Here is a 21,100-nt window from a genome sequence, read left to right on the forward strand (position 1 = left end):
TGGAAAATCATACCTGTCACTCTACTATAGCCTTCAGCAAGGCATCCCTGGCATCGGAATAAAACTGGATGTCGATTTTGGTCGCCATGTCATCTGAAAGATCAAACAATTGGCGACGGCAAGCGACCGGCATCAGCAGCGCTGTCGCTCTTTTTTCAACGGCGATTTCGGCGATGGTGACCGGATTGTGAATCGGCTCGATGGAGCCGCCCAGGTTAATCTCCCCCACAATGATGAGACCGCCTCGCACACTCTTTTTTAGCAGAGAAGTGCACAGCGCAACTAACGAAGCCATGGCAAGCTTTGCATCAATTTTTGAGACATCGAAAGCTCGAAGTTGTGCTGTAAATTCATGTTGCCGCGGGTCTTTGTCGTCTACCAGTTGCGTAGACCTTGCATACAAATTTTGTTCTGCAGGCTATTATGTTCATAAAACTGAGGAATCTATGTTTAATTCACGCTTTCTTTACTTCGATCAATATCAACTGTGGTTACCCAACTTCCCTTATTTCCCCATGCATTCCTGATAAAAGATACGATAAGCGCAACTTCTTCCTCACGAAGAATTTGTTGAAATGGTGGCATTCCGTAAGGCCGCGGGTTGGCTGATGTCGTAGCCGGATAACCGCCGTTTAAGACACTACGAATCGTATTCAAGGGAGAAGCCATGATTACGCTTCGATTACCTGCTAATGGAGGATAGACGCCCGGCACACCTTCCCCAGAAGTGCCATGGCAATCCTGACAATATTTTTCATATAACTGTCCGCCTTGTACAAACTGTTCCCACCGTTCCGCCGAGTTAACTGGGGTATGCGTGCGAGCGGTATCATCTCTTTCATTTTCAGCAATCGATTTAAGATAAACAGCCACTGCACGAATATCTTCGCTTGATAAATGCTGAAGATTTTGTCGGATAATCGTCGCCATCGGGCCAGAAGCCATTGCACGTTTCGATACACCCGTTGCAAGTAGCTCGCTAATTTCTTCGATAGTCCAATGGCCACTACCCGCTTCTAAATTCGAGATCAAGGAAGGCGCATACCAATTTGCACCGATTATTCGTCCCCCTGTTAACGTATCGTCTTCACTGGCCCCCAGCAAATTACGACTAGTGTGGCAGGCATTACAATGGCCCAATCCTTGTACTAGATAGGCACCCCGATTCCATTCTTCATTTTTCGATTGATCTGATGCGTACACGCCTGCTTTGAAATACAATGCGCGCCAGATAACCAAGAGTGGCCTGAAATTATAAGGAAAACGAATTTCACTCGGTGGATTAACTTGAGAGACCGTTGGTAAGGACTGGAGATAGGCAAATATTGCATTGGCATCTTCTCGAGTCACTTTGGTATATTCGGTATAAGGAAAAGCGGGGTAAAGCAATCGACCATCCGGTGATTTGCCTTGATGCAAGGCTTGCCAGAAATCTTCTTCAGACCAATAACCTATCCCCGTTTTTTTATCAGGCGTGATATTGGGCGTAACGAAAGTACCAAATGACGTAGACAATCGGCGTCCTCCGGCAAATGGCAGGCCACCCGGAGCGGTATGGCATCCCATACAATTCCCGGCGCGCGTAAGATAGGCGCCCCGTATTTGTTGTTGTTCAGCAGGAGAGGGATTGAGTGCTTCATTATTTGTTTCCTCCTCTAGAAGAACACTGCTGCAGCGATGAGTCAATTCGGACGAAAGCGCAGTGATAGAATTTGGTTTTCCTGAGGCAGGCTGGGTTGCCAGCCATTTAGCAATTGTATTGACTTCTTTGTCAGTCAGCTTCTGGGCAATTTTGGACATACAATCAGAGGTTTGACCGCGCATTAGCCCGCCATTGCGCCAGCTACCAAATTGCGCCGTGAGATAGGCGCGGGACAAGCCCAGCAATCCAGGAACAAATGGTTTTACACCCATCAAGGTGTCGCCATGACAAGCACTGCATGCCGGAATATCCCTTGCCGCATGTCCTGAATGAATGAGCTGTTTTGCCATCTCGACTTCATCAGCTTGCATCGTGATCGGTTCAGGTGGCGGGAATGGTGGTTGCAGAGTGGAAAAGTAATGGGCTATTTCCTGCAGATACGCATCCGACATGTTCTCCAACAGAATAGCCATCGGCTGATAATGACGCAAGCCATCTCTGAAATTGCGTAACTGATTAAAAAGGTAACCCTGTGGTTTGCCGCTTATACGAGGATAATAGGCATGTCGCCCCATTTTATCTTTATCATCGTGACAGACCGTACAGACCTTAACGCGCTCAGCTATTGTATCTGGAACACTTTGGGCTGCATTTGCCGCAAACGTTATTAAAAGAAAAATGATTAAAATAAAATGTAGCATGATGATATTTCCTTGCTGGTCAAGATAATAGCCTGTTATGGACTCGCAAGCCGTTAGAAACGAAAATTGTATTGAACATAAAGTAGATCGGCTGCGATGCCAGTCTTTTATTTTTCAGGAAGTTTCCACTAAACAGCTTTGAGTAGCTCACCAGCACATCTTGATGACGGCTTAGGTGAATATTTGCCCGAAAATCAATTTCGTCGCCAATATGACTGCCTGACTGGCCTATTGGATCTCTCTGGGTACCCATATTAAAAAACCTCAAACATAAATTTCTACCCGTTGATTTTGTTGGCCCTTAATGTTTTTAGAAAAAAACATTTAATCAGAAAATATACATTCAATAACCGTACCAAAAATTAACGCTATGATTATTAAGTAATTGTTTGTTTATTGAAGTATTAAGAATTTAATATTCACAATTTCTTGTGATACGATTCACAAAAAATTGTGATTTTCTCCAGGAAAAAATGAGTATTTTTAGTTTACTGTTTCTCGATTCGCCATTATTTGTTGCGGCAGTCGATGATTCGCTTGTTTGTCGAGATCTCAGTGCAATATGGCGTAAGCACCTAGGTTTGACGACGACGGCGGTGGTTTCTCTGCCGTTGGAGAAATTATTCAGCTTTGAAAATGAATCCTCTGTTATGGATAAAATCAAGCAGGTCATCCTTCAAGGCAATGTGATCAGCGGAATGTCTGCATCATTATTAAAAAGAAATCCTGCAGCAACACCTGTCCATACAGGATTATTGTCAGCGTGGCGCATACCGCAAACCCATCATGAATGGATGCAGGCGCTCCTGGTATTTACGGAAACGACCGAATATAGTCGGGCGATCAATCAGCTTAATCAGTTGCAAACCACGCACGAATTAATTCTTAATGCAGTCGGGGAAGGAATTTACGGCGTGGACTGTGAGGGTAACACGACCTTTGTTAACGAAGCGGCCACTCAGATACTGGGTTGGCGTGCTGAAGATGTAATTGGCAAGTCATTGCACGCTATTCACCATCACTCCTATCCTGATGGGACATCTTACCCTAGTAGCGAATGTCCAATTTACGCTGCTTTTTCAGATGGCAAAGTGCACCGGGGAGATGATGAGTTTTTTTGGCACACGGATGGAACTTCTGTTCCCGTTGAGTATACCAGTACGCCCATTCGAGAAGGGGATAAGCTCAAGGGAGCCGTCGTGGTCTTTCGCGATATTACTGAGCGCCGGAAAAGCGAGCAGCAGCGCGAAGTGGCCTATACGCAAATAAAAATCCTGAAAGATTTGCTTGAACGTGAACGCGATTATCTGCGTGATGAAATCAATGTCACCAGTAATTTCGGCGAAATCATCGGAGAAAGTCAAGCATTAAAGCGTACACTTGCCCAGATCGAAGCCGTCGCTAAAACATCAGCAAGTGTTCTCATTCTAGGGGAATCAGGCGTTGGCAAGGAAATGGTTGCTCGGGCCATTCATGCTCACAGCGCACGGGCTGACAAGCCGCTGGTTAAAGTTAATTGCGCCTCTATTCCCAAAGATCTTTTTGAGAGTGAATTCTTCGGGCATGTTCGAGGATCATTTACGGGTGCTCATCGTGATCGGGTTGGGCGTCTTCTTCTCGCTTCAGGCGGGACGCTTTTCCTTGATGAGGTAGGGGAAATTCCTTTGGATTTACAAGGAAAACTGTTACGTGCCCTGCAGGAGCATGAATTTGAACGTGTGGGTGATGATAAAACCATTAAAGTAGATGTGCGCATTGTGGCTGCAACCAATCGTGACTTGAAAGCGGAAGTCGATGCAGGGCGGTTTCGTAAAGACTTGTATTACCGTCTGAGTATTTTTCCTATCGAAGTGCCGCCGTTGCGGGAGCGTATCCAGGATATTGGGCCACTCGCGATTCAATTTTTGGATAGCATTTGTAAAGAGCTGGGTCGAGATCCATTGACATTGACCCGACAACAACTAGACAGCCTGAATAGTTATACTTGGTCGGGTAACATTAGAGAGCTCAAGAATGTCATCGAACGAGCGGTCATTCTCACAAAAGGCAATCGGCTCAGACTGGATCTTGCCATGCCCAACAATAATCAAGCTGAGAAATCACTGATGCTGATGCCATCCGAAAATGAAGAATTTGTTACTGACGCTATTTTTCGCGAAAAAGAAAAATTAAATATGATTGCTGTGTTACGTCACACCCACTGGCGCATATCTGGTACAGATGGTGCAGCCGAATTGTTGGGAATTAAGCCTTCCACACTTGCCTACAGAATGAAAGCATACGGCATCAAGAAATCAGAAAGCCTGTGATAGCTTTTGCTTATCTTCGTTACTGTGTTGTAAGCTTTTCTGGCTATCTCGCGAATCTCTAGTACTAGAAGCAGCGGCTTTAATTAGCCCCATGTATTTATTTACCCAGCCCAATAACATTACTCCACTATCTGAAACTGAACAAAAATGATTCCGTTCATGGCTCGACAGGCTTACCCCGAGCAGAATCAGATATTCATGTTCATCTAGTCACTGCCTGGTACATATAAGGTTTACCTTCTGCCTATGATTCTATGATTTTAGTATTTTGAAATTTGTTCGCCGAATGCCATGTTTATTTTGCTCAATTACTGGAACTAGGATAATAGTTGTGGTTTCTTGCACGCGCCCATCGCTTCCTTTGCCAGATAATCACTCCGGTCACGGATAGTATTGCAACTGCTACACCTAGCAAGGAAACCAGGATACGTCCGGGCAAGCCAAGGATGCGACCGGAATGTAAAGGGAACTGGGCTTGCAAGAATATGTCGCCCATACTGCCTGCCCCCGGAATATTGTCACCGAGAAAGGCTCCATCCTGACCATCAAAATAGAGCCATGAATTGCCGAGACCAAAGTTTGCGTGATCTTGACCTGGTTCGTGAAACGTTACGCCATAAATCCCATACTCTGGCTGATAAAACATGCCGCCTAATGGAATGTCCCAATTTTTTCTTTGGGCTTCTGCACTGGCAAGTTGAATGATTTCGTGCCGCGTGATCGTAGGCTCGATCGGTTCATCATGTGGCCTCGGAGTATGGTACGCAAACGGGTCTGGGGTGAGAGTGGAAAAGACCGAGACGAGGGGGCGCATGACTTCTTGTTTAAGGTTCATGGAGATAGCGGTCACGGCAAGTAGCAATAAGCAAGCCCATAGCCACACCCCACTCGAGCGATGCAAATCGAAATTCAGCTTGTAACCGCCTTGTTGCCAGCGGAAAGCGAATGATTTACGCCATGCCTGGAAATGGGGAAACGAAATCCAGAGCGCAATGAAGCAATCGATCGACCATACGATCGCTAGAATACCCATAAACAGAATGCCTAATTCCATCCCAAAAGCATCCGGAATATGCATGCTGTAATGCAATTTGTACAGAAAAGGCAAGAAATTTTCTCTGCTGAGCGAAATTTCACCCCACAAGCGTGTCCCGCGTACTTCTCCATTCACGGGATCAAGCGCAACTTGATTAAAATCCAGATCGAAAGCCTTGCCAGTATTAGAATCAAGGCGGGGGCTTACACCTAATCCAAGGTTTTGGTCAGGTTCCAGGGACAAAGGCAGCCAGGTGATCAGAGTTTTGGGGTGAGATGCTTCGAACTGGTCAGCGAGCGCCAGGGGTGAAAGAGGTTCTCCCTGGCTTTGTCGTTCGAATAATTGGGGATTAAGCCACTCATCCAGTTCGTGATCCCAGGAGATGATTGCGCCGGTCAGTCCTGAAATGAATAGGAAGGTTGCTAGAAAAAGACCAGCCCAGCGGTGTAACAGGGTGAGTATTTGGCGACTTGCCCTGGATTTACTGGACTGTTTTTCCTGTTGCGCGATATCAACAGTTATATCGGGTTCAACAAATTTTTTCATGAAGTTAAGTGATACTATTGGCAGTCATCAGTGATGGTGTGGTTATTTTGGTTTCGGAATTTGCTATTTCCCGATGATCAAAGGTTAAACAGCCATTTTCCATGCGTAAGATACGATCGGCTAAATGAAAGTAGCGATCATCGTGCGAAATAACCAGGATAGCTTTACCCATCGCGCGCAATTCTGGCAGCAATTCATAATAGAAAATTTCCTTAAATGCCGGATCCTGGTCAGCTGCCCATTCATCGAATACCAGGAAGGGTCGGTTTTCCAGATAAGCGATCACTAAAGCGAGGCGTTTACGTTGTCCTTGTGACAAAGTCAGCGTGGTAAAGGCGCCATCCTGGACTTTTACCTTATTTTGCAGATGAAGTTTGGCTAATAACTGATTTCCCCTTTGGTCCAAATCCTCGCCATGGTCCGTTTCAAGCAGCCGGTCAAAAAGGTGGAAGTCGGAAAAAATAGTGGTAAAGAATTGCCTGTAGTAATCACGGTTGGTATCATCGATACCCTTGCCATTGAGGCTGATGCTGCCTTCTTCCGGTGGGTAGAGCCCCACCAGCAATTTTGCCAAGGTCGTTTTGCCACTGCCATTGCCGCCGATCAGAAAAGTGATTTCACCCGGATGGAATTGCAAATCAATCGGTCCCAGCGTAAACATTTCATCCTTTTGCTCATGATAATAACGATGCAACACTCCCAGTAACACGATAGATTGCAGCGGTGGCAGCTCAACTTTGTCTGTTTGGGATTCGGAAGAGGACATGGAACGCGTAATTTCTTCTATATGATCGGCTGACACCTGGGCAAGATTGGCCCGTGGAATATTCAACAGTAATGCTTCGAGCGGCCCAACCATGTAAACGAATACTAGGGCGTAACCTGTCATGATCAATGCCCGGTCAGGCACATCACCTACCAGCAGGAACAACACCAGACCAATAAATGCGTAAATCAGGAAATTACCCCAGCTTGCTGAAACAACAAAAACAGACATACCGAATGTTCGCTCCTTACGTACCTTTTCTATTGAGCGTTTGAGTACATCATCATAAAAAGTGGTGCGTTTATCACGATTGAGGCGCAATTCTTTGGCGCCGTCGGTTAGTGAGTGAAAGTAGGCGAATAAATTGTCCTGCTCCTGGGCTGCAATATCCAGGTGCCGGATGGCGCGCAAATGAGCAAGATGATAGCCGAGTGAACCAAATCCAATAACGAGGAGGGCGAGCAGGAATACCTGCCATGATAAAAATGCCAAGTAAACCAGGCAGCCAGCTACCACCACTGCGTTGGTAAGAATGACCGGGAAACTGACAAAAAATTCAGCCACTCGCGTGCAATGCTCGGAAAGGGCTGATTGTACCCGCGCAGCACCGAGTTGCTCGAGTTGTCGGTAATCGGCAGCGATCACTCTTTGCGCGATAAAACTGCGTAGTTCGGAATGCGCGCGTTGCCCTAAGTGTTCAAAGAGAATTGCCGCCACCATATAACTCAACATGACACAGAGTGCCGTTGCTGCAAAAATGAGCGCCATTTCATCCTGATCAGATGCTGTCGAAGTGAGTGCCGAGCTGATTTGGGCAAGCAGCAATACACTGCAAATGCCATGCACGATGCTGGCAAATGACGCACTCAACAACAGCAGTTTAGATTGTTTAATAAGATACTTCAGCATGGTCTATCCATTCATAAGCTATATAGTAAAAGAGACGAATAGCCAAGGTAAATGTTTATGTCAATGTAGTCATACTTTCGCTAATTTTACTAAAACAGCTCATCCCGTCGCTTCTCATTACAGACAATTATGCTCTGTTTATCAATGATATAGCCGCTCTTCTCATTTCTTTTAACACATGATAAATAACTAAAGTCACCTAAAATTTATAAACAATAATACTTCTCATTCGTCTTCAATCAGTATAACAAGGGTATTACCAAAAGTATTACCAAAATCAGTTTACTTGGAGAAAAATGGAACGGTATCGATTAAACGATCAATCGTGTGAGCCGCTGATAGAGCAGTCGGTGCATCCGGTGAGTTTGTTATCTTGCCCGGATCAGATGCGCTATCTCGTTACATATGAAGGGAAAACGTTGAGCGTGCAGGATTGGGAAAGCGGAAAAAAAACGATCTGGCATTTATATCAACGATCTGGTCAATTGAAGTTGGAGTGGGGCAATACTGAGTCAGAGCAACCCAAAGTGACTGAACTGATGGCGGCAGTTGAAGCAGCATTTGTCTATTACCCCAATCAGGCAAAGTTATATTTCTCTGCACCCGTTAGGCAGTTTGGAGAGTTATTCGATTCGGGGGTAATGGTTAAGACTGAGGATGGCCGAGATGTTGTTTATGTAGAGCTATTCTGGCAACAAGCTAGAGTATGGCTTTCCTCATCGCGAACCCAACCATACCCAATTTATCCTGTTTTTACTTATGGTCGCCGCCATCCGCTCCGGCCACCCAAGCCAGCTGGCACTGTTTACCGGCGCTATATCACATGGCTGGGGCGTACCTTATCATTTCGAACAGTCGATCTCACGACCGATCTTGTACGCTTCAATCGCTGGATGAATGATCCCGCCGTGGCTGAGTTTTGGCAGGAAACAGGCGATCTCGCTAAACATCGCGCATACCTCGAAGGCATCCAGAACGATCCACATGTGATCAGTCTCATCGCTTGCTTCGATGACGAACCTTTTGGCTATTTTGAAATATATTGGGCCAAAGAAGACCGGATCGCACCTTACTACGATGTGGATGATTTTGATCGTGGCTGGCACGTGTTGATTGGAGAGCCGCATTTGCGTGGCAAACCTTTCGTAACCGCTTGGCTACCGTCTATTTCTCACTATTTATTTCTCGATGATGATAGAACTCAGCGCATCGTCATCGAACCCCGTGCTGATAATCACAAGATGATCCGGAATCTTGCTCGATGTGGTTACGCTCTTCTCAAGGAGTTCGATTTTCCCCATAAACGCGCCATGCTCGGGATGTTGTTACGAGAGCGCTTTTTTGCTGAACAACTGTGGGTGCCGCGCAGCACGCCACCGCTCCATTCCGTTTCTTTATCCTGAGGATTTCATCATGAAAATTTACGATTTGATCGGTATTGGCTTTGGCCCATCCAATATAGCGCTTGCCATTACGCTCCAAGAAAAAAAGCAGGCTGGTTATGGCATCGAGTCTTTTTTCATTGAGAAACAACCCAGTTTTGCCTGGCATGCCAACATGATGCTGAATAACGCGCATATGCAGGTTTCTTTTCTCAAGGATTTGGCCACGATGCGCAATCCATCAAGTCATTTCACGTTTATCAATTATCTCCACCAAAATAATCGGTTGCAGGATTTTATCAATCTCAAAACCTTTTTTCCGAGCCGCCATGAGTTCAATGATTATCTAGCATGGGCAGCGTCGCATTTTGACCATTGCTGCGCTTATGGCGAGGAGGTGATTGAGATAATTCCGGAAAAACGTGGAGAGGAGATTGTGCTGTTGCGTATCCGTTCGCGTGATGGTGAACAAGTCGTTCACGAACGGCTGGCGCGAAATCTGGTAATCAGTATCGGCGGTCAACCGAGAATCCCGGATAGTTTCTCACCGCTAAAAGGAGATCCGCGTGTATTTCATTCGAATAGCTATCTGCAAGAAATTAAACAACATTCCCATGCCAGCAGAATTGCGGTGGTGGGGGGTGGACAAAGTGCAGCAGAAATATTCATGGATCTGCATGATCGGCTCCAGACAGCTCAGGTTGATCTAATTATGCGTGCGCGCTCAATCAAGCCATCGGATGACAGCCCATTCGTCAACGAGATTTTCAATACCGACTTTACGGACTTTGTTTTTAATAGCTCTAAGCAAGATCGCGCTGAAATCCTCAATGAGTTCTGGCATACCAATTATGCCGCGCCCGATCTGGTCTTGATTGAACAAATTTTCAATGTGTTTTACCGACAGAAAGTGTCCAGTATCGAGCGTCATCGTTTTCTGCGGCGCCATGAAATCAGGCAGGCTCTTTCCTTGCATGAGGGTATTCAGTTCGTTTTGCATGATTTGAATACCAATTGTGAGCGAACAGAAACTTATGATGCCGTGGTGCTTGCCACGGGCTATAGGCGTGATCATCACAAATTCCTATTAGCACCGCTTACCCCATATTTCGAAGATTTAACAGTGGATCGTCAATATCGACTATGCAGTACACCTAATTTCAAGCCAGGGGTTTTTCTGCAAGGTGCTTGTGAATCGAGTCATGGTTTGAGCGATACCTTGCTGTCAGTGACGGCAATGCGGACGAGTGAGATAGCTCAGGCACTCATGAATGCATCTAATCAAGCAAGTGCCACGCAGGCAAAACGCACAATTTCTTCCACATTTGCTTAATAAGCAATATTTTTTAAATTAATCAACAAATTAAATATGAATAGCTTCACAATTCCTCACGAAGGAACAATTAAACTGAAAAATGCAATTCTATTATCAGTTGTGCAACTGGCTTTATTGACAATATCAATCAATAGTTATGCAGAATCAAAACAAATAGCTAATAAAGCAGATATAAAAAGCCAGCAGACTGAAGTTACTGCTGAGTCAACGGAGCCAGACGCGAATAATTCGAATGTCACCGTATTACCCGCTGTAACAGTTAAGGGTAAATCATCTCACCATACCACGGGTTATGTCGCCAAAAGTAGCATGACCGCAACCAAGACAGATACGCCGATTATTGAGATACCGCAATCGATTTCAGTCATCACGCGTAATGAACTTGACATGCGCAGTGTGCAGAATTTCACTGAAGCATTACGCTATACCCCGGGTGTTACTGTCGATAACTTCGGATTTGAACCGCGAGGTTTTGAAAATCTATTCATGCGTGGCTTTAATGCATTGACGACTGCAAATTTTCGTGATGGCTTGAGTCAGGCGGCACAAGGTCTGTTTTTTGGTTCTTTTATTACCGATCCCTATGGAATGGAGCGCATCGATGTGCTACGTGGACCCTCTGCGGTTATGTTTGGTCGTGGAGATGCAGGCGGGATCGTGAATCGTGTGACCAAGCGTCCCAATGCTGATCCGATTCGGGAAATAGAGTTGCAGTATGGTAATTTTGACCGTAAACGGGTTGCTGCCGATTTAGGATTTGCAAACAAGGAGGGAACGTTGATGTTCCGCCTTGTAACTCTGGGGCTTGATACGAATACGCAAGTTAAATTTCCCAATACCGTCAGCGATAGCACATTTCTTAAACGCTTTTATATTGCTCCCTCAGTGACTTGGCGGCCAACAATAAACACTACCATTACCTTAATGGGCGATGTGCTCAACAATCGTACTAATGCGTCCGCTTTTTATCCGGCCGCACCCGATGGTAGTCGCCCAAGCCTCAATGTGCTGTTAGGAGATCCAAAATTTGTTAAATACTCAACAAATCAATCTTCTTTCAGCTATCAGATCGAGCATATTTTTAATGAAATATTTACTATCCGTCAAAATTTTCGCCATATGAGTCAGGATGGCAGATTTAATGATTTTCTCCCGGTTGGGTTTAATATCGATCAGCCAACTCTGCTGGATCGTATGGCAATCTCCACCAAGGAGCGATTAAATCAAACTGTGCTGGATACCCATCTTCAGACCAAACTCAATACTGGTCCTGTTCATCATACGATGTTGCTAGGTGTGGACTGGAATGTAACTAATGCTTCTCTCAAATCTTTCGCAGGTTCTAATACCCCTGGTATCGATATTTTAAATCCGATCTATCCGCAACCGATCCCCATACCAGATACTTTAACCATTAATGCAAAGCAGAAAATCGATCAAATTGGGGTTTATATTCAAGATCAACTCCGATACGATCAAAACTGGATTCTGACGTTAAGTGGTCGCTACGACCGAGTTGACACCACCACGCGCATGGACTCATTAAAAGAGGGTGTCAAGGATAGTGCGTTAACTGGGCGGGCGGGATTAACTTATCTTTTTTCCAATGGCATTGCGCCTTATGTCAGCTATGCTCAATCTTTCTTACCGCAAGCTGGTTTTGATGCCAACAATAATCCGTTTAATCCTACACGTAGCGCTCAATATGAAGTGGGAATTAAATACCAGCCAATAGGTGGCAGAAGTCTCTATACACTGGCATTGTTTGATCTGACTAAAACCAATGTACTGACACGTGATCCCAATGATCCTTTCCGCAGTGTAGCAATAGGGGAGATCGGTTCGCGCGGTGCTGAACTGGAAGCCAAGGCAGAACTATTACCTAACCTATTACCTAACTTGAATTTTTTGGGATCATTTACTTATCAGGAAGTGACTGTCACCAAAAGCAATGATGTCGACTTAAATAAAATGCCCATTTTGGTGCCTAATACCATGACCTCGGCCTGGCTGGATTATTCTTTTAGAAGTCTGGGCATAGACTGGTTGCGGGGGTTGGGAATTGGAGGAGGGGTTCGTTATGTCGGGAGAGTATTCAATGATCAGGAAAATACCAGTACGACCTCCTCATTTACCTTGTTTGATGCCACGCTGCGCTACGATTATGGTCCGTGGCTATTTAATATTAACGCTAGCAATATCTTTAATAACAAATATGTATCGTCTCATGTCGGTGGTAATTTTTTTCTTGGAACACAACGAACTGTCGTGGCGACTTTGAAGTACAGATTCTAGGTGGTGTTATGCTGTGTTCACATCCTTGCCAGGCGATAAGCCTGAATTTTATTAACCATCGGAGAAGATTGAATGTCGCTTGACCCGGATCTAGCTGCATTTCTTGAATTGGTTGAAGCTAATGTAATGAGTGGAAGCAAACCCATGATGCATGAGTTAACACCTGAGCAGGCGCGGATAGAATATGATGCTTCAACGCAGATACTGGATGTTCCTGGGTTGGCTGTTGAGAGCGTGACACCTCTCAGTATTTCATGCCGAGATGGCCAATGGATCAATGCGCGACTTTATAAACCAATTGAATTGGCAGAAGAAAAAGGACCTCTGCCAGTATTACTCTATTTTCATGGTGGAGGATATTGTGTGGGTAGTCTGGATTCTCATGATTCTTTGTGCCGGTCATTGGCGGCATTGACGCCTTGTTGCGTGTTAAATGTTGCTTATCGACTGGCGCCTGAATACCGGTTTCCTACAGCTGTTTATGATGCACAGGATGCTTATCAGTCGGTACTGTCATCAGGTGCTGAGTATAATCTGGATATTACCCGTGTTGCTGTTGGAGGAGATAGTGCTGGTGGAACGCTGGCAACCGGGTTGTGCTTAGCAGCGCGTGACAGCAATTGGTCACAGCCTGTATGCCAGGTGCTGCTTTATCCTTGTACCAGTGCATGGCAGAATACCGAGTCCCATCGTCGTTTTGCACAAGGCTATCTACTTGAAGCAGTAACCCTGCAATGGATGTTTTCCCATTATTTACGTGATACAGCAGATCGAATAGATTGGCGTTTTGCGCCTCTTGAAGCGAGCAATCTGAGCGGTCTTGCTCCCTCTTTTCTAGTTTTTGCTGAATATGACCCGCTGATAGATGAAGGCATTACATATGCCGATCGACTCAAGACTGCGGGTGTTTCCACGCTTATTAGTATTTATCCCGGGATGACACATGATTTCGCTCGTCTTGGAAGCATTGTCAATGAATCTTATCAGGTTCGTAAGGACATCGCTTGTGCGCTCGCTAATGCGTTTTACCCAAACCGGAATACCCGCTAGATTAGATATGCGTCTTTATCTTTCAGTAATCATTAGTCGTGTTAATAAGTGGAGTCGGATGGGTTCAAGTGATTAGGGTTTTTATTTGGATAATTCTTTTTCTTATCCTGGCAGGTTGTAATATGCTGCCGCAGCGGCATGTGCAGGAAGTGGGCGCAGAGATGCCAGATCAATGGGTTGAAGATAAAGCATTTAGTCAACCGATACCGACCAAGTGGGTAGAGACTTTTGGTGATCCCCAGCTAAGTGCTTTGATTGACAGTGCGCTGGCTGATAATTATGAACTGAAAGCGGTGGCAGCGAGGGTCGATGCGGCGATAGCGCAGGCACGAATTGATGGATCGGGTCGTTGGCCTCAACTTTTTTTCACAGCTGATCACCAACAAGTGCAAATTCGTGAAGCGGGTTTTGGTTCATCAAGATTCGATGTCTTTGAAGTTCTGTTCGGTTTGAGCTGGGAAGTGGATGTGTGGGGACGGATACGCGATTTTCAGCAGGCTGCAGTTTTGGAAGCCGATGCGACTGCTGTCGATTATTATGGAGCCAAATTATCCTTGGCAGCGCGGGTAGCGCAAAGCTATTTTGAGTTAGTTGAAGCAAACCTGCAAGCAGAGGTAGTCGAGCAATCGATCAAAGATCGAACAATCATAGTGAATTTAGTCCAGGGGCGTTTTCAGCGAGGTCTGGAGCGCGGTCTCGATTTACGCCTGGCCCTCACTGATCTGGCCAATGCAGAAGCACAACTCAAGGAGACGCGTAACAGAATTCAGATAATTACCCGTCGCCTGGAAATTTTACTGGGACGCTATCCGGCAGGAAATGAAATAAACACATCAGTCCTGCCGCAATTGCCTGTTGGTATTTCTGCCGGATTGCCTTCCGAATTGCTAGAACGGCGGCCGGATGTGGTTGCAGCATTTGGCCGTCTGCGGGCTGCCGACTTCCGAACAGTCAGTTCCAAAAAACTGCGCCTGCCGCGTATTACCCTGACTGCTGCCGGCGGTACGCGCAGCAGCGATCTGACTGAGCTGATCGACCCCAAGGCAGTGGCTTGGAATGTATTTAGCGGGCTTATGCAACCTTTGTTTACGGGGGGGCGTATCCAAGGTGAAATTTTCCGAAATCAGGCTCGCGCAGAGGAAGCACTGAATTTTTACAAAAATACCGCACTTAATGCTTTCCGCGAAGTTGAGCAAGCGCTGGCAGCAGAAGAGTGGTTACGGCAACAAGAAGCGTCTCTTAAAAAAGCAGTTGAACAAACCGAATCCAGCCGGAAATTGGCTGTTTATTCATACCGTAACAACCTGATTGGAATTCTTACCTTACTCGACAGTTACCGCAGCACACTCAATGCCCAGAGCGCCCATTTGTCTATCATCCGGCAGTTACTCAGCAATCGCATCAATCTTTATTTGGCTCTGGGTGGAAATGCGTGACGCGGCAGATGCAGTGATGCTAAACCGGTATTTGATCGTTACCACTCTATGAAAACGCGCCAGCAATTACTCATCGCACTGTTGATTGCGATGGCGGGGGGATTGGCAGCTTTTGCCATTGTTAATTCGCCACCGCAAACCGATCAGCAAGAAAACATCGTTACACTGCCTTCAGTCCAAGTCATCAAGGTAAAGCCTGAGCGGTTGCGTATGGATGTTCATTCGCAAGGGCGTGTCAAGGCACAAACAGAAATAGACCTGGTTACTGGTGTCTCAGGCAATATCATCAAAATTTCACCTGCTTTTGTCAGTGGTGGATTCTTCAAGAAAGGGGACGCGCTGGTTTCGATCGATCCGGCGGAATATGATTTGCGGGTAGCGCAAGCTCAAGCCAGGGTAATGGAAGCCCAATATCAGTTGACACGAGAGGAAGCAGAAGCGGAACAGGCGCGTGATGAATGGCAACATCTCGGACAGGGAGAGCCTAATTCGCTAAATCTAAGGATTCCGCAGCTTAAGGAAAAGAAAGCCAAGCTCGCAGCGGAGCAAGAAGAGCTGAAGAATGCCCGGTTACTGCGGCAACGCACAGATATACGCGCTCCTTTTAATGGTCGGGTGCGTAACAAGGAAGTAGGGATGGGGCAGTATCTGAGCAGCGGTACGGTATTAGGAAGAATTTACAGCAGCGATCTGGCTGAAGTGCGCTTGCCATTAACCACGCACGAACTTACTTTTATCGATTTTCCAGATTTACCCCATCGTTCTCATGCTGAAAAGGGGGCGCAAGTGAAGCTTACTGCGCATTACAACAGGCAGCAACAAACCTGGCTGGGTCATATTGTGCGCAGCGAAGGCGTGGTCGATCAAGACACCGGCATGGTAGTGCTGGTTGCACAAATCCCAGATCCGTTCGGTCTTGATGCAAAAAAAACTAACCCTGGCACGGGATCTTCTGCTGCCAGCTTACCGATAGGTTTGTATGTGGAAGCCAGCATCAAAGGACGTTGGTTCGATGATTTGGTTATTCTGCCAGCCAGTGCATTACGCAAAAATAATCAGGTAGCTGTTGTTGATCAGGACAGCCGGTTACGTTTTCGTACCGTGGAAGTGCTCAGAAGAGAACGCGAGCAAGTGATCATTAAAGCTGGATTAAATGTGGGGGAACATGTGTTCGTTTCCGGCCTGCATCATCCGGTTGATGGAATGTCAGTTAAACCTATCGAGATTGCTCCATGAAACTGATCATCTGGTTCGCCAGAAACCCTATTGCTGCCAATCTTCTCATGTTAGTTATTATAGCAGGTGGACTGATAGGTTTAACCGTGTCCAAGCGCCACAATGTTCCACCTGCACCAGCAAATCAACTGAAGATCGAAATTGCTTATCCAGGCGCAGGTCCTGCAGAAGTGGAGCAAGCGTTATGTATTCCTATTGAGGAAGCCATCCATGATTTGGAAGGAATCCGGCATATCAATGCCACTGCTAGCCAGGCGGAATGCGAGATCATCGTTGAGTTTGATCCTGCGATTGATTCCACACGTTTCCAGGCTGCCGTGCAGGCCAGAATGGATCGCATCACGGCTTTTCCGAAAGGAGCCGAGAAACTGAAAATTCAGGAAGTGAAAGCTGGCACAATTGCGATAACTGTAATGGTGCATGGTGAGGTCGATATATTAGCCTTGATACGTCAACGCGATCGATTGCAGGCTATGCTGAGTAAGCACCCGGATATAGGGTTAATGATGCCTTGGCCTCAGCTTCCCTATGAAATATCGATTGAAATTACAGAATCAGATTTACGCCGCTATGCCTTGAATTTTGAGGAAATTGCCGAGGCTATTCGAGCCGCATCCAATAATATACCAGCGGGAGAGCTTAAAAAATCCGATGGCAAGTTGCTGCTGAGAAGCAAGAATCAGGCTATGACTGTGGCTGATTATGCTGCGATTAATCTGCGATCTGAACCGCATGGTGCGCGCCTGTTGCTTGGTGATATTGCGCAGATTCGTGAAACGGTGAGTGAAAAAGATTTTCTGGCAAGAATTGATAGCAAGCCAGCCGCGCAAATCTTCGTAATGTCAAAAGACCGAATTGTGACAACAGTCGAAGCGGTCAATGAGGTTATTGACGCATTCCGTCCTGGTTTGCCTGATGGCATTGGCATTTCGACATGGGATGACTGGTCAAAATATTATAAACATAATATGTCCATGTTATGGGAAAACGCAGTATCAGGTTTTATTCTAGTTTTTCTGGTATTGATGTTTACCATGCGATTTTATCTGGCGTTATGGGTGAGCAGCGGCATTGTGATATCACTGATGGGAGCACTGTGGCTGATGCCGATGTTGGGAATTTCTCTAAACTTTTATTCAATTGCCGCGCTGATTCTTATCTTGGGTGTCTTGGCGGATGACGCTATTGTTATAGGCGAGAATATTTACACGCATCAGCAGCGAGGACGTCCCGGTTTATCGGGTGCAATCAGTGGAACACTTGAAGTAGCACCATTAGTCGTGTTGATGGTGCTGTCTACGATGATTGCTTTTGTTCCTGGCCTTTTTTTGCCGGGCCTTAGTGGATATCTGATGTACAACATATCTCTGGTGGTTATTGTAACTTTGGTGTTTTCCATGGTGGAAGCGCTCCTGATCTTACCTTCTCATTTGGCAGTCAGTTTTACTTCAACTACAGATCGTAATGCCTGGTCAGCAGCTATGAGTTTTGTGCAGGAACGAGCTGACAGTGGATTACAATGGTTTATTGACCGTGCATATATCCCACTACTGAAAGGGTTGGTGCGGTTTCGTTATATCACGCTATCAGTGTTTTCCATTATATTACTGATTACCGCTGCGCTTGTTTTTTCCGGACGCATTCAAAGCGTGATGGAAGCGCCTGTGAACGACTATTATTTGATTGCCACTCTCGAGCTTCCCCCTGGTACCCCATTTGAAGAGGTTGATTATCATGTAATGCGCTTGGAACGTATTGCCAATGAAATACGGTCCGAGTTAAACACCGAACTCAGCACCGACACATCGACTAAATTGAAGGATAGCTTTCAGCACATTATTGCTGTTGCCGACGACAACTCCGGATTTGTTGATATCGAAATAGCGATTGACGAACGTGTCCGTTCTCGTATGGATATCATTAAAAGACAATGGCAGGAGCGCTTTGGTGAGCTTCCCGCCGGTGCAACGCTGTCTTTCCAGACCTTCTGGCCAAAAGATCTTGGCATGCCTACTGCTCATTCTGCGAAAGCCATCGAGTTGAAATTGATTGCAACAGATGTTGCACTACAAAGCACTGTCGGTGAAATTCTTAAAACCAAGCTTTCTTCTTATGCCGGAGTACACAGCGTGACGGGTTCCATGCAGGCAGGTAAGTCCGAGTTGCAACTTAAGCTTAAACCTGAAGCAGCATTTTATGGGCTAACGATGCAAAGTTTAGGTGAGCAAGTTCGCCATGGATTTTTTGGGTTGGAGGTACAGCGCTTTTTTCTGGATCGAGATGAAATCAGGGTAATGCTACGCTTTCCTTCCGAGCGTCGCAGTTCTCTGGATGATTTATATAACATGCCAGTCAGGCTGGCCAATGGCAGCACTGTTCCATTCGCCACAGTAGCAGAAGCCGAATATACTCTAGGTTTTGCAAGTATTACCCGGCAAAACCGAGAGCGGATTCAATTAATCAGTGCTGACGTCTTTAAAGGAGAGGCTAACGCTGAAGTTATTCTTGCCGATTTGCGTGCAAATGTAATTCCCGAGTTGGAGGCGCAATATCCTGGGCTAAGGATCGAGCCAGGCCAGACCCGGCAAAAGCAAGAGAAAGCAATGTCGGATCTATGGGGTTATGGTGTGCTGGCTTTGCTGGGAATTTACGCGTTGCTGGCGGTGCCGCTGCGCTCCTATACGCAACCACTCATAATTATGCTGGCCATTCCATTTGGCTTTATCGGCGCAGTAGTGGGCCACCTGTTGCTGAAAATTCCTTTGTCCCTGGAATCTTATGTGGCGTTATTTGCCGTAGGAGGGGTTGCAATCAACGATAGCCTGATATTGGTTGCGAAAATCAATGAAATTCTCCAGAAAAACATACCGATTTATAAGGCTGTAGTTTTGGCGGGTAAAGCACGTTTCCGTGCGATATTTCTAACAACAGCAACTACTCTTTTGGGATTACTGCCACTCACCAGCGAGCAAAGCTCAGATGCTGAGAAACTCATGCCAATGGTGATTACGCTTTCGTTTGGCATACTTTTCTCCTCTTTGGTTACTTTATTGCTGGTGCCTGTCAGTTGTGTTGTTTTAAAGAAAATATCCAGTCAGAAGTCTACGATAAGTGGATTCTCTAGTTAAACCTAAAAACCGCAGTTGATCGCTTGATTGGAGAGTTAAGCCCATGACATATAGAGGTATCTTAGAAATTTTCTCATTCACCAGAATAGTGAGGCCGCTACGGGGTGCATCATATGTCGCTCCAGGCACGAATGCGGCGTTGCTCTTCGTTGCAGGGGACGGCCCTGCGACCTCATCGCGCCTTGCCTCGCGCCTGGATCACCACACGCTCCACCCCGTCCAACTACGGTTTTTAGGTTAAAATCTCCAACTTATCAGAAGAAAATGACATCGTATCCATTACTGCTGAAACAGCTTTGGCATACGCCTTTGACAAATGCATCTCATCAAGAGATTGTCTACCGTGATCAATTGCGCCTGAGTTACCGTCAGGTGTATACCCGGATTGGTCAATTTGGTGCTGCATTGGCAGCTTCTGGTTTTCGTCGTGGCGACGTGATCGCAGTAATGGATCACGATAGCCACCGTTATCTCGAATGCTATTTTGCCATACCAATGTATGGTGCAATTATGATGACGGTCAACACCAAGCTGACACCGACACAGATTGCTTATACATTGAATCATTCGGGTGCTGCAATGCTGCTGCATGCTGATTTCATCCCGGTTATCGAAAATATCTGTGCAGAATTATCTAACATACAAAAGCTTATCGTCATGACGGAGGGGACGGCGGTGGCGCAAACCTCTCTGCAATTTGATGATGAATACGAAAGCTGGCTTGCGGACCAGACCGATGATTTCGGTTTTGCGGATTTTGATGAGAATATGCGGGCGACGGTTTTCTATACCACTGGCACGACCGGTGCAACCAAAGGTGTTTACTATACGCACAGGCAACTGGTGCTGCACACGCTAGCAGCTGGTATGGCGTTAGCTGCACCGGCTGCGCGACAACGGCTCCATAGCGAAGATGTATACATGCCGATTACACCGATGTTTCATGTGCATGCATGGGGTATCCCTTATATAGCTACGTTGCTTGGTGTGAAACAGGTTTATCCCAGGACGTTATGTACCCAATATGCTGCTGAAACTGATTCGTGAAGAGCGCGTTACTTTCTCACATTGTGTTCCAACCTTATTGAGAATGATATTGACAGCAGCGCAATCATCCGGTATGGATCTCTGTGGCTGGAAAGTCGTCGTTGGTGGATCGGCGCTGCCGCAAGCGCTGGCTAAACAGGCGCTGGAAATGGGGGTCGATTGTTTCTCCGGTTATGATTTATCCGAGACTGCTCCCATTTTGACACTAGAGCATTCTGCACTTAAATAGAGTCGATAAGGGATTCTCAAAGGATGAGATATAGTTGATGATCTTGCTATAA

At 46.1% G+C, this 21,100-nt stretch carries 16 protein-coding genes; 11 read left to right on the forward strand and 5 right to left on the reverse strand.

The genetic code is table 11. The features are described 5' to 3' along the window. Positions 1-16: 16 nt before the first annotated feature. The 3 genes from R2Q26_RS05540 to R2Q26_RS05550 are packed head-to-tail and all read right to left on the reverse strand — an operon-like array spanning position 17 to position 2,596. Positions 17-403, reverse strand: coding sequence for a hypothetical protein (locus R2Q26_RS05540; protein WP_317535363.1), 387 nt, complete (start codon positions 401-403; stop codon positions 17-19). A 47-nt stretch (positions 404-450) separates the two neighbouring features. Beyond that, positions 451-2,343, reverse strand: coding sequence for a c-type cytochrome (locus R2Q26_RS05545; protein ID WP_317535364.1), 1,893 nt, complete (start codon positions 2,341-2,343; stop codon positions 451-453). Between the two features lie 19 nt (positions 2,344-2,362). Continuing rightward, positions 2,363-2,596 (reverse strand): alginate export family protein, encoded by a 234-nt coding sequence (locus R2Q26_RS05550; RefSeq protein ID WP_317535365.1) that lies wholly within the window; start codon positions 2,594-2,596, stop codon positions 2,363-2,365. 220 nt (positions 2,597-2,816) lie between these two features. Here R2Q26_RS05550 and R2Q26_RS05555 point away from each other — a divergent pair, with 220 nt between their 5' ends. Continuing rightward, positions 2,817-4,652: a sigma-54 interaction domain-containing protein gene (locus R2Q26_RS05555; RefSeq protein WP_317535366.1), complete on the forward strand. Its 1,836-nt coding sequence runs from the start codon at positions 2,817-2,819 to the stop codon at positions 4,650-4,652. Positions 4,653-4,956: 304 nt separating this feature from the next. Here R2Q26_RS05555 and R2Q26_RS05560 read toward each other — a convergent pair whose 3' ends face one another. Beyond that, positions 4,957-6,234 (reverse strand): PepSY-associated TM helix domain-containing protein, encoded by a 1,278-nt coding sequence (locus R2Q26_RS05560; RefSeq protein WP_317535367.1) that lies wholly within the window; start codon positions 6,232-6,234, stop codon positions 4,957-4,959. A gap of 4 nt (positions 6,235-6,238) precedes the next feature. Continuing rightward, complete coding sequence (locus tag R2Q26_RS05565) at positions 6,239-7,909, reverse strand: cyclic peptide export ABC transporter (protein ID WP_317535368.1); 1,671 nt, start codon at positions 7,907-7,909, stop codon at positions 6,239-6,241. 296 nt (positions 7,910-8,205) lie between these two features. On the opposite strand from R2Q26_RS05565, the gene R2Q26_RS05570 reads away from it, so the two are divergent. The 10 genes from R2Q26_RS05570 (at position 8,206) to R2Q26_RS05615 (ending at position 21,048) form a co-directional block, all read left to right on the forward strand. Further along, positions 8,206-9,312 (forward strand): GNAT family N-acetyltransferase, encoded by a 1,107-nt coding sequence (locus tag R2Q26_RS05570; protein WP_317535369.1) that lies wholly within the window; start codon positions 8,206-8,208, stop codon positions 9,310-9,312. A 10-nt stretch (positions 9,313-9,322) separates the two neighbouring features. Continuing rightward, positions 9,323-10,624, forward strand: a complete 1,302-nt coding sequence (locus R2Q26_RS05575) for a lysine N(6)-hydroxylase/L-ornithine N(5)-oxygenase family protein (protein ID WP_317535370.1) — start codon at positions 9,323-9,325, stop codon at positions 10,622-10,624. Positions 10,625-10,660: 36 nt separating this feature from the next. Next, positions 10,661-12,922, forward strand: a complete 2,262-nt coding sequence (locus R2Q26_RS05580) for a TonB-dependent siderophore receptor (RefSeq protein ID WP_317535371.1) — start codon at positions 10,661-10,663, stop codon at positions 12,920-12,922. Positions 12,923-12,994: 72 nt separating this feature from the next. Continuing rightward, entirely contained in the window at positions 12,995-13,972 is a 978-nt protein-coding gene (locus R2Q26_RS05585; protein ID WP_317535372.1) for an alpha/beta hydrolase, read from the forward strand. A gap of 68 nt (positions 13,973-14,040) precedes the next feature. After that, positions 14,041-15,408 carry an efflux transporter outer membrane subunit gene (locus R2Q26_RS05590; RefSeq protein WP_317535373.1) on the forward strand — a complete coding sequence of 456 codons (1,368 nt, stop codon included), beginning with the start codon at positions 14,041-14,043 and terminating at the stop codon, positions 15,406-15,408. Between the two features lie 48 nt (positions 15,409-15,456). After that, positions 15,457-16,644: an efflux RND transporter periplasmic adaptor subunit gene (locus R2Q26_RS05595; RefSeq protein WP_317535374.1), complete on the forward strand. Its 1,188-nt coding sequence runs from the start codon at positions 15,457-15,459 to the stop codon at positions 16,642-16,644. Continuing rightward, a complete protein-coding gene (locus R2Q26_RS05600; protein WP_317535375.1) occupies positions 16,641-19,772 on the forward strand; it encodes an efflux RND transporter permease subunit in 3,132 nt (1,043 codons plus the stop codon). Before R2Q26_RS05595 ends, R2Q26_RS05600 begins: the two co-directional genes overlap by 4 nt. A gap of 43 nt (positions 19,773-19,815) precedes the next feature. Further along, positions 19,816-20,013 carry a hypothetical protein gene (locus R2Q26_RS05605; protein WP_317535376.1) on the forward strand — a complete coding sequence of 66 codons (198 nt, stop codon included), beginning with the start codon at positions 19,816-19,818 and terminating at the stop codon, positions 20,011-20,013. 23 nt (positions 20,014-20,036) lie between these two features. Then, positions 20,037-20,819, forward strand: a complete 783-nt coding sequence (locus R2Q26_RS05610) for an AMP-binding protein (protein WP_317535377.1) — start codon at positions 20,037-20,039, stop codon at positions 20,817-20,819. Beyond that, positions 20,797-21,048 (forward strand): AMP-binding protein, encoded by a 252-nt coding sequence (locus R2Q26_RS05615; RefSeq protein WP_317535378.1) that lies wholly within the window; start codon positions 20,797-20,799, stop codon positions 21,046-21,048. Before R2Q26_RS05610 ends, R2Q26_RS05615 begins: the two co-directional genes overlap by 23 nt. The last annotated feature ends 52 nt before the right edge of the window (positions 21,049-21,100 follow it).

The organism is Nitrosomonas sp. Is37 (genome assembly GCF_033063275.1).
Classification (GTDB): domain Bacteria; phylum Pseudomonadota; class Gammaproteobacteria; order Burkholderiales; family Nitrosomonadaceae; genus Nitrosomonas.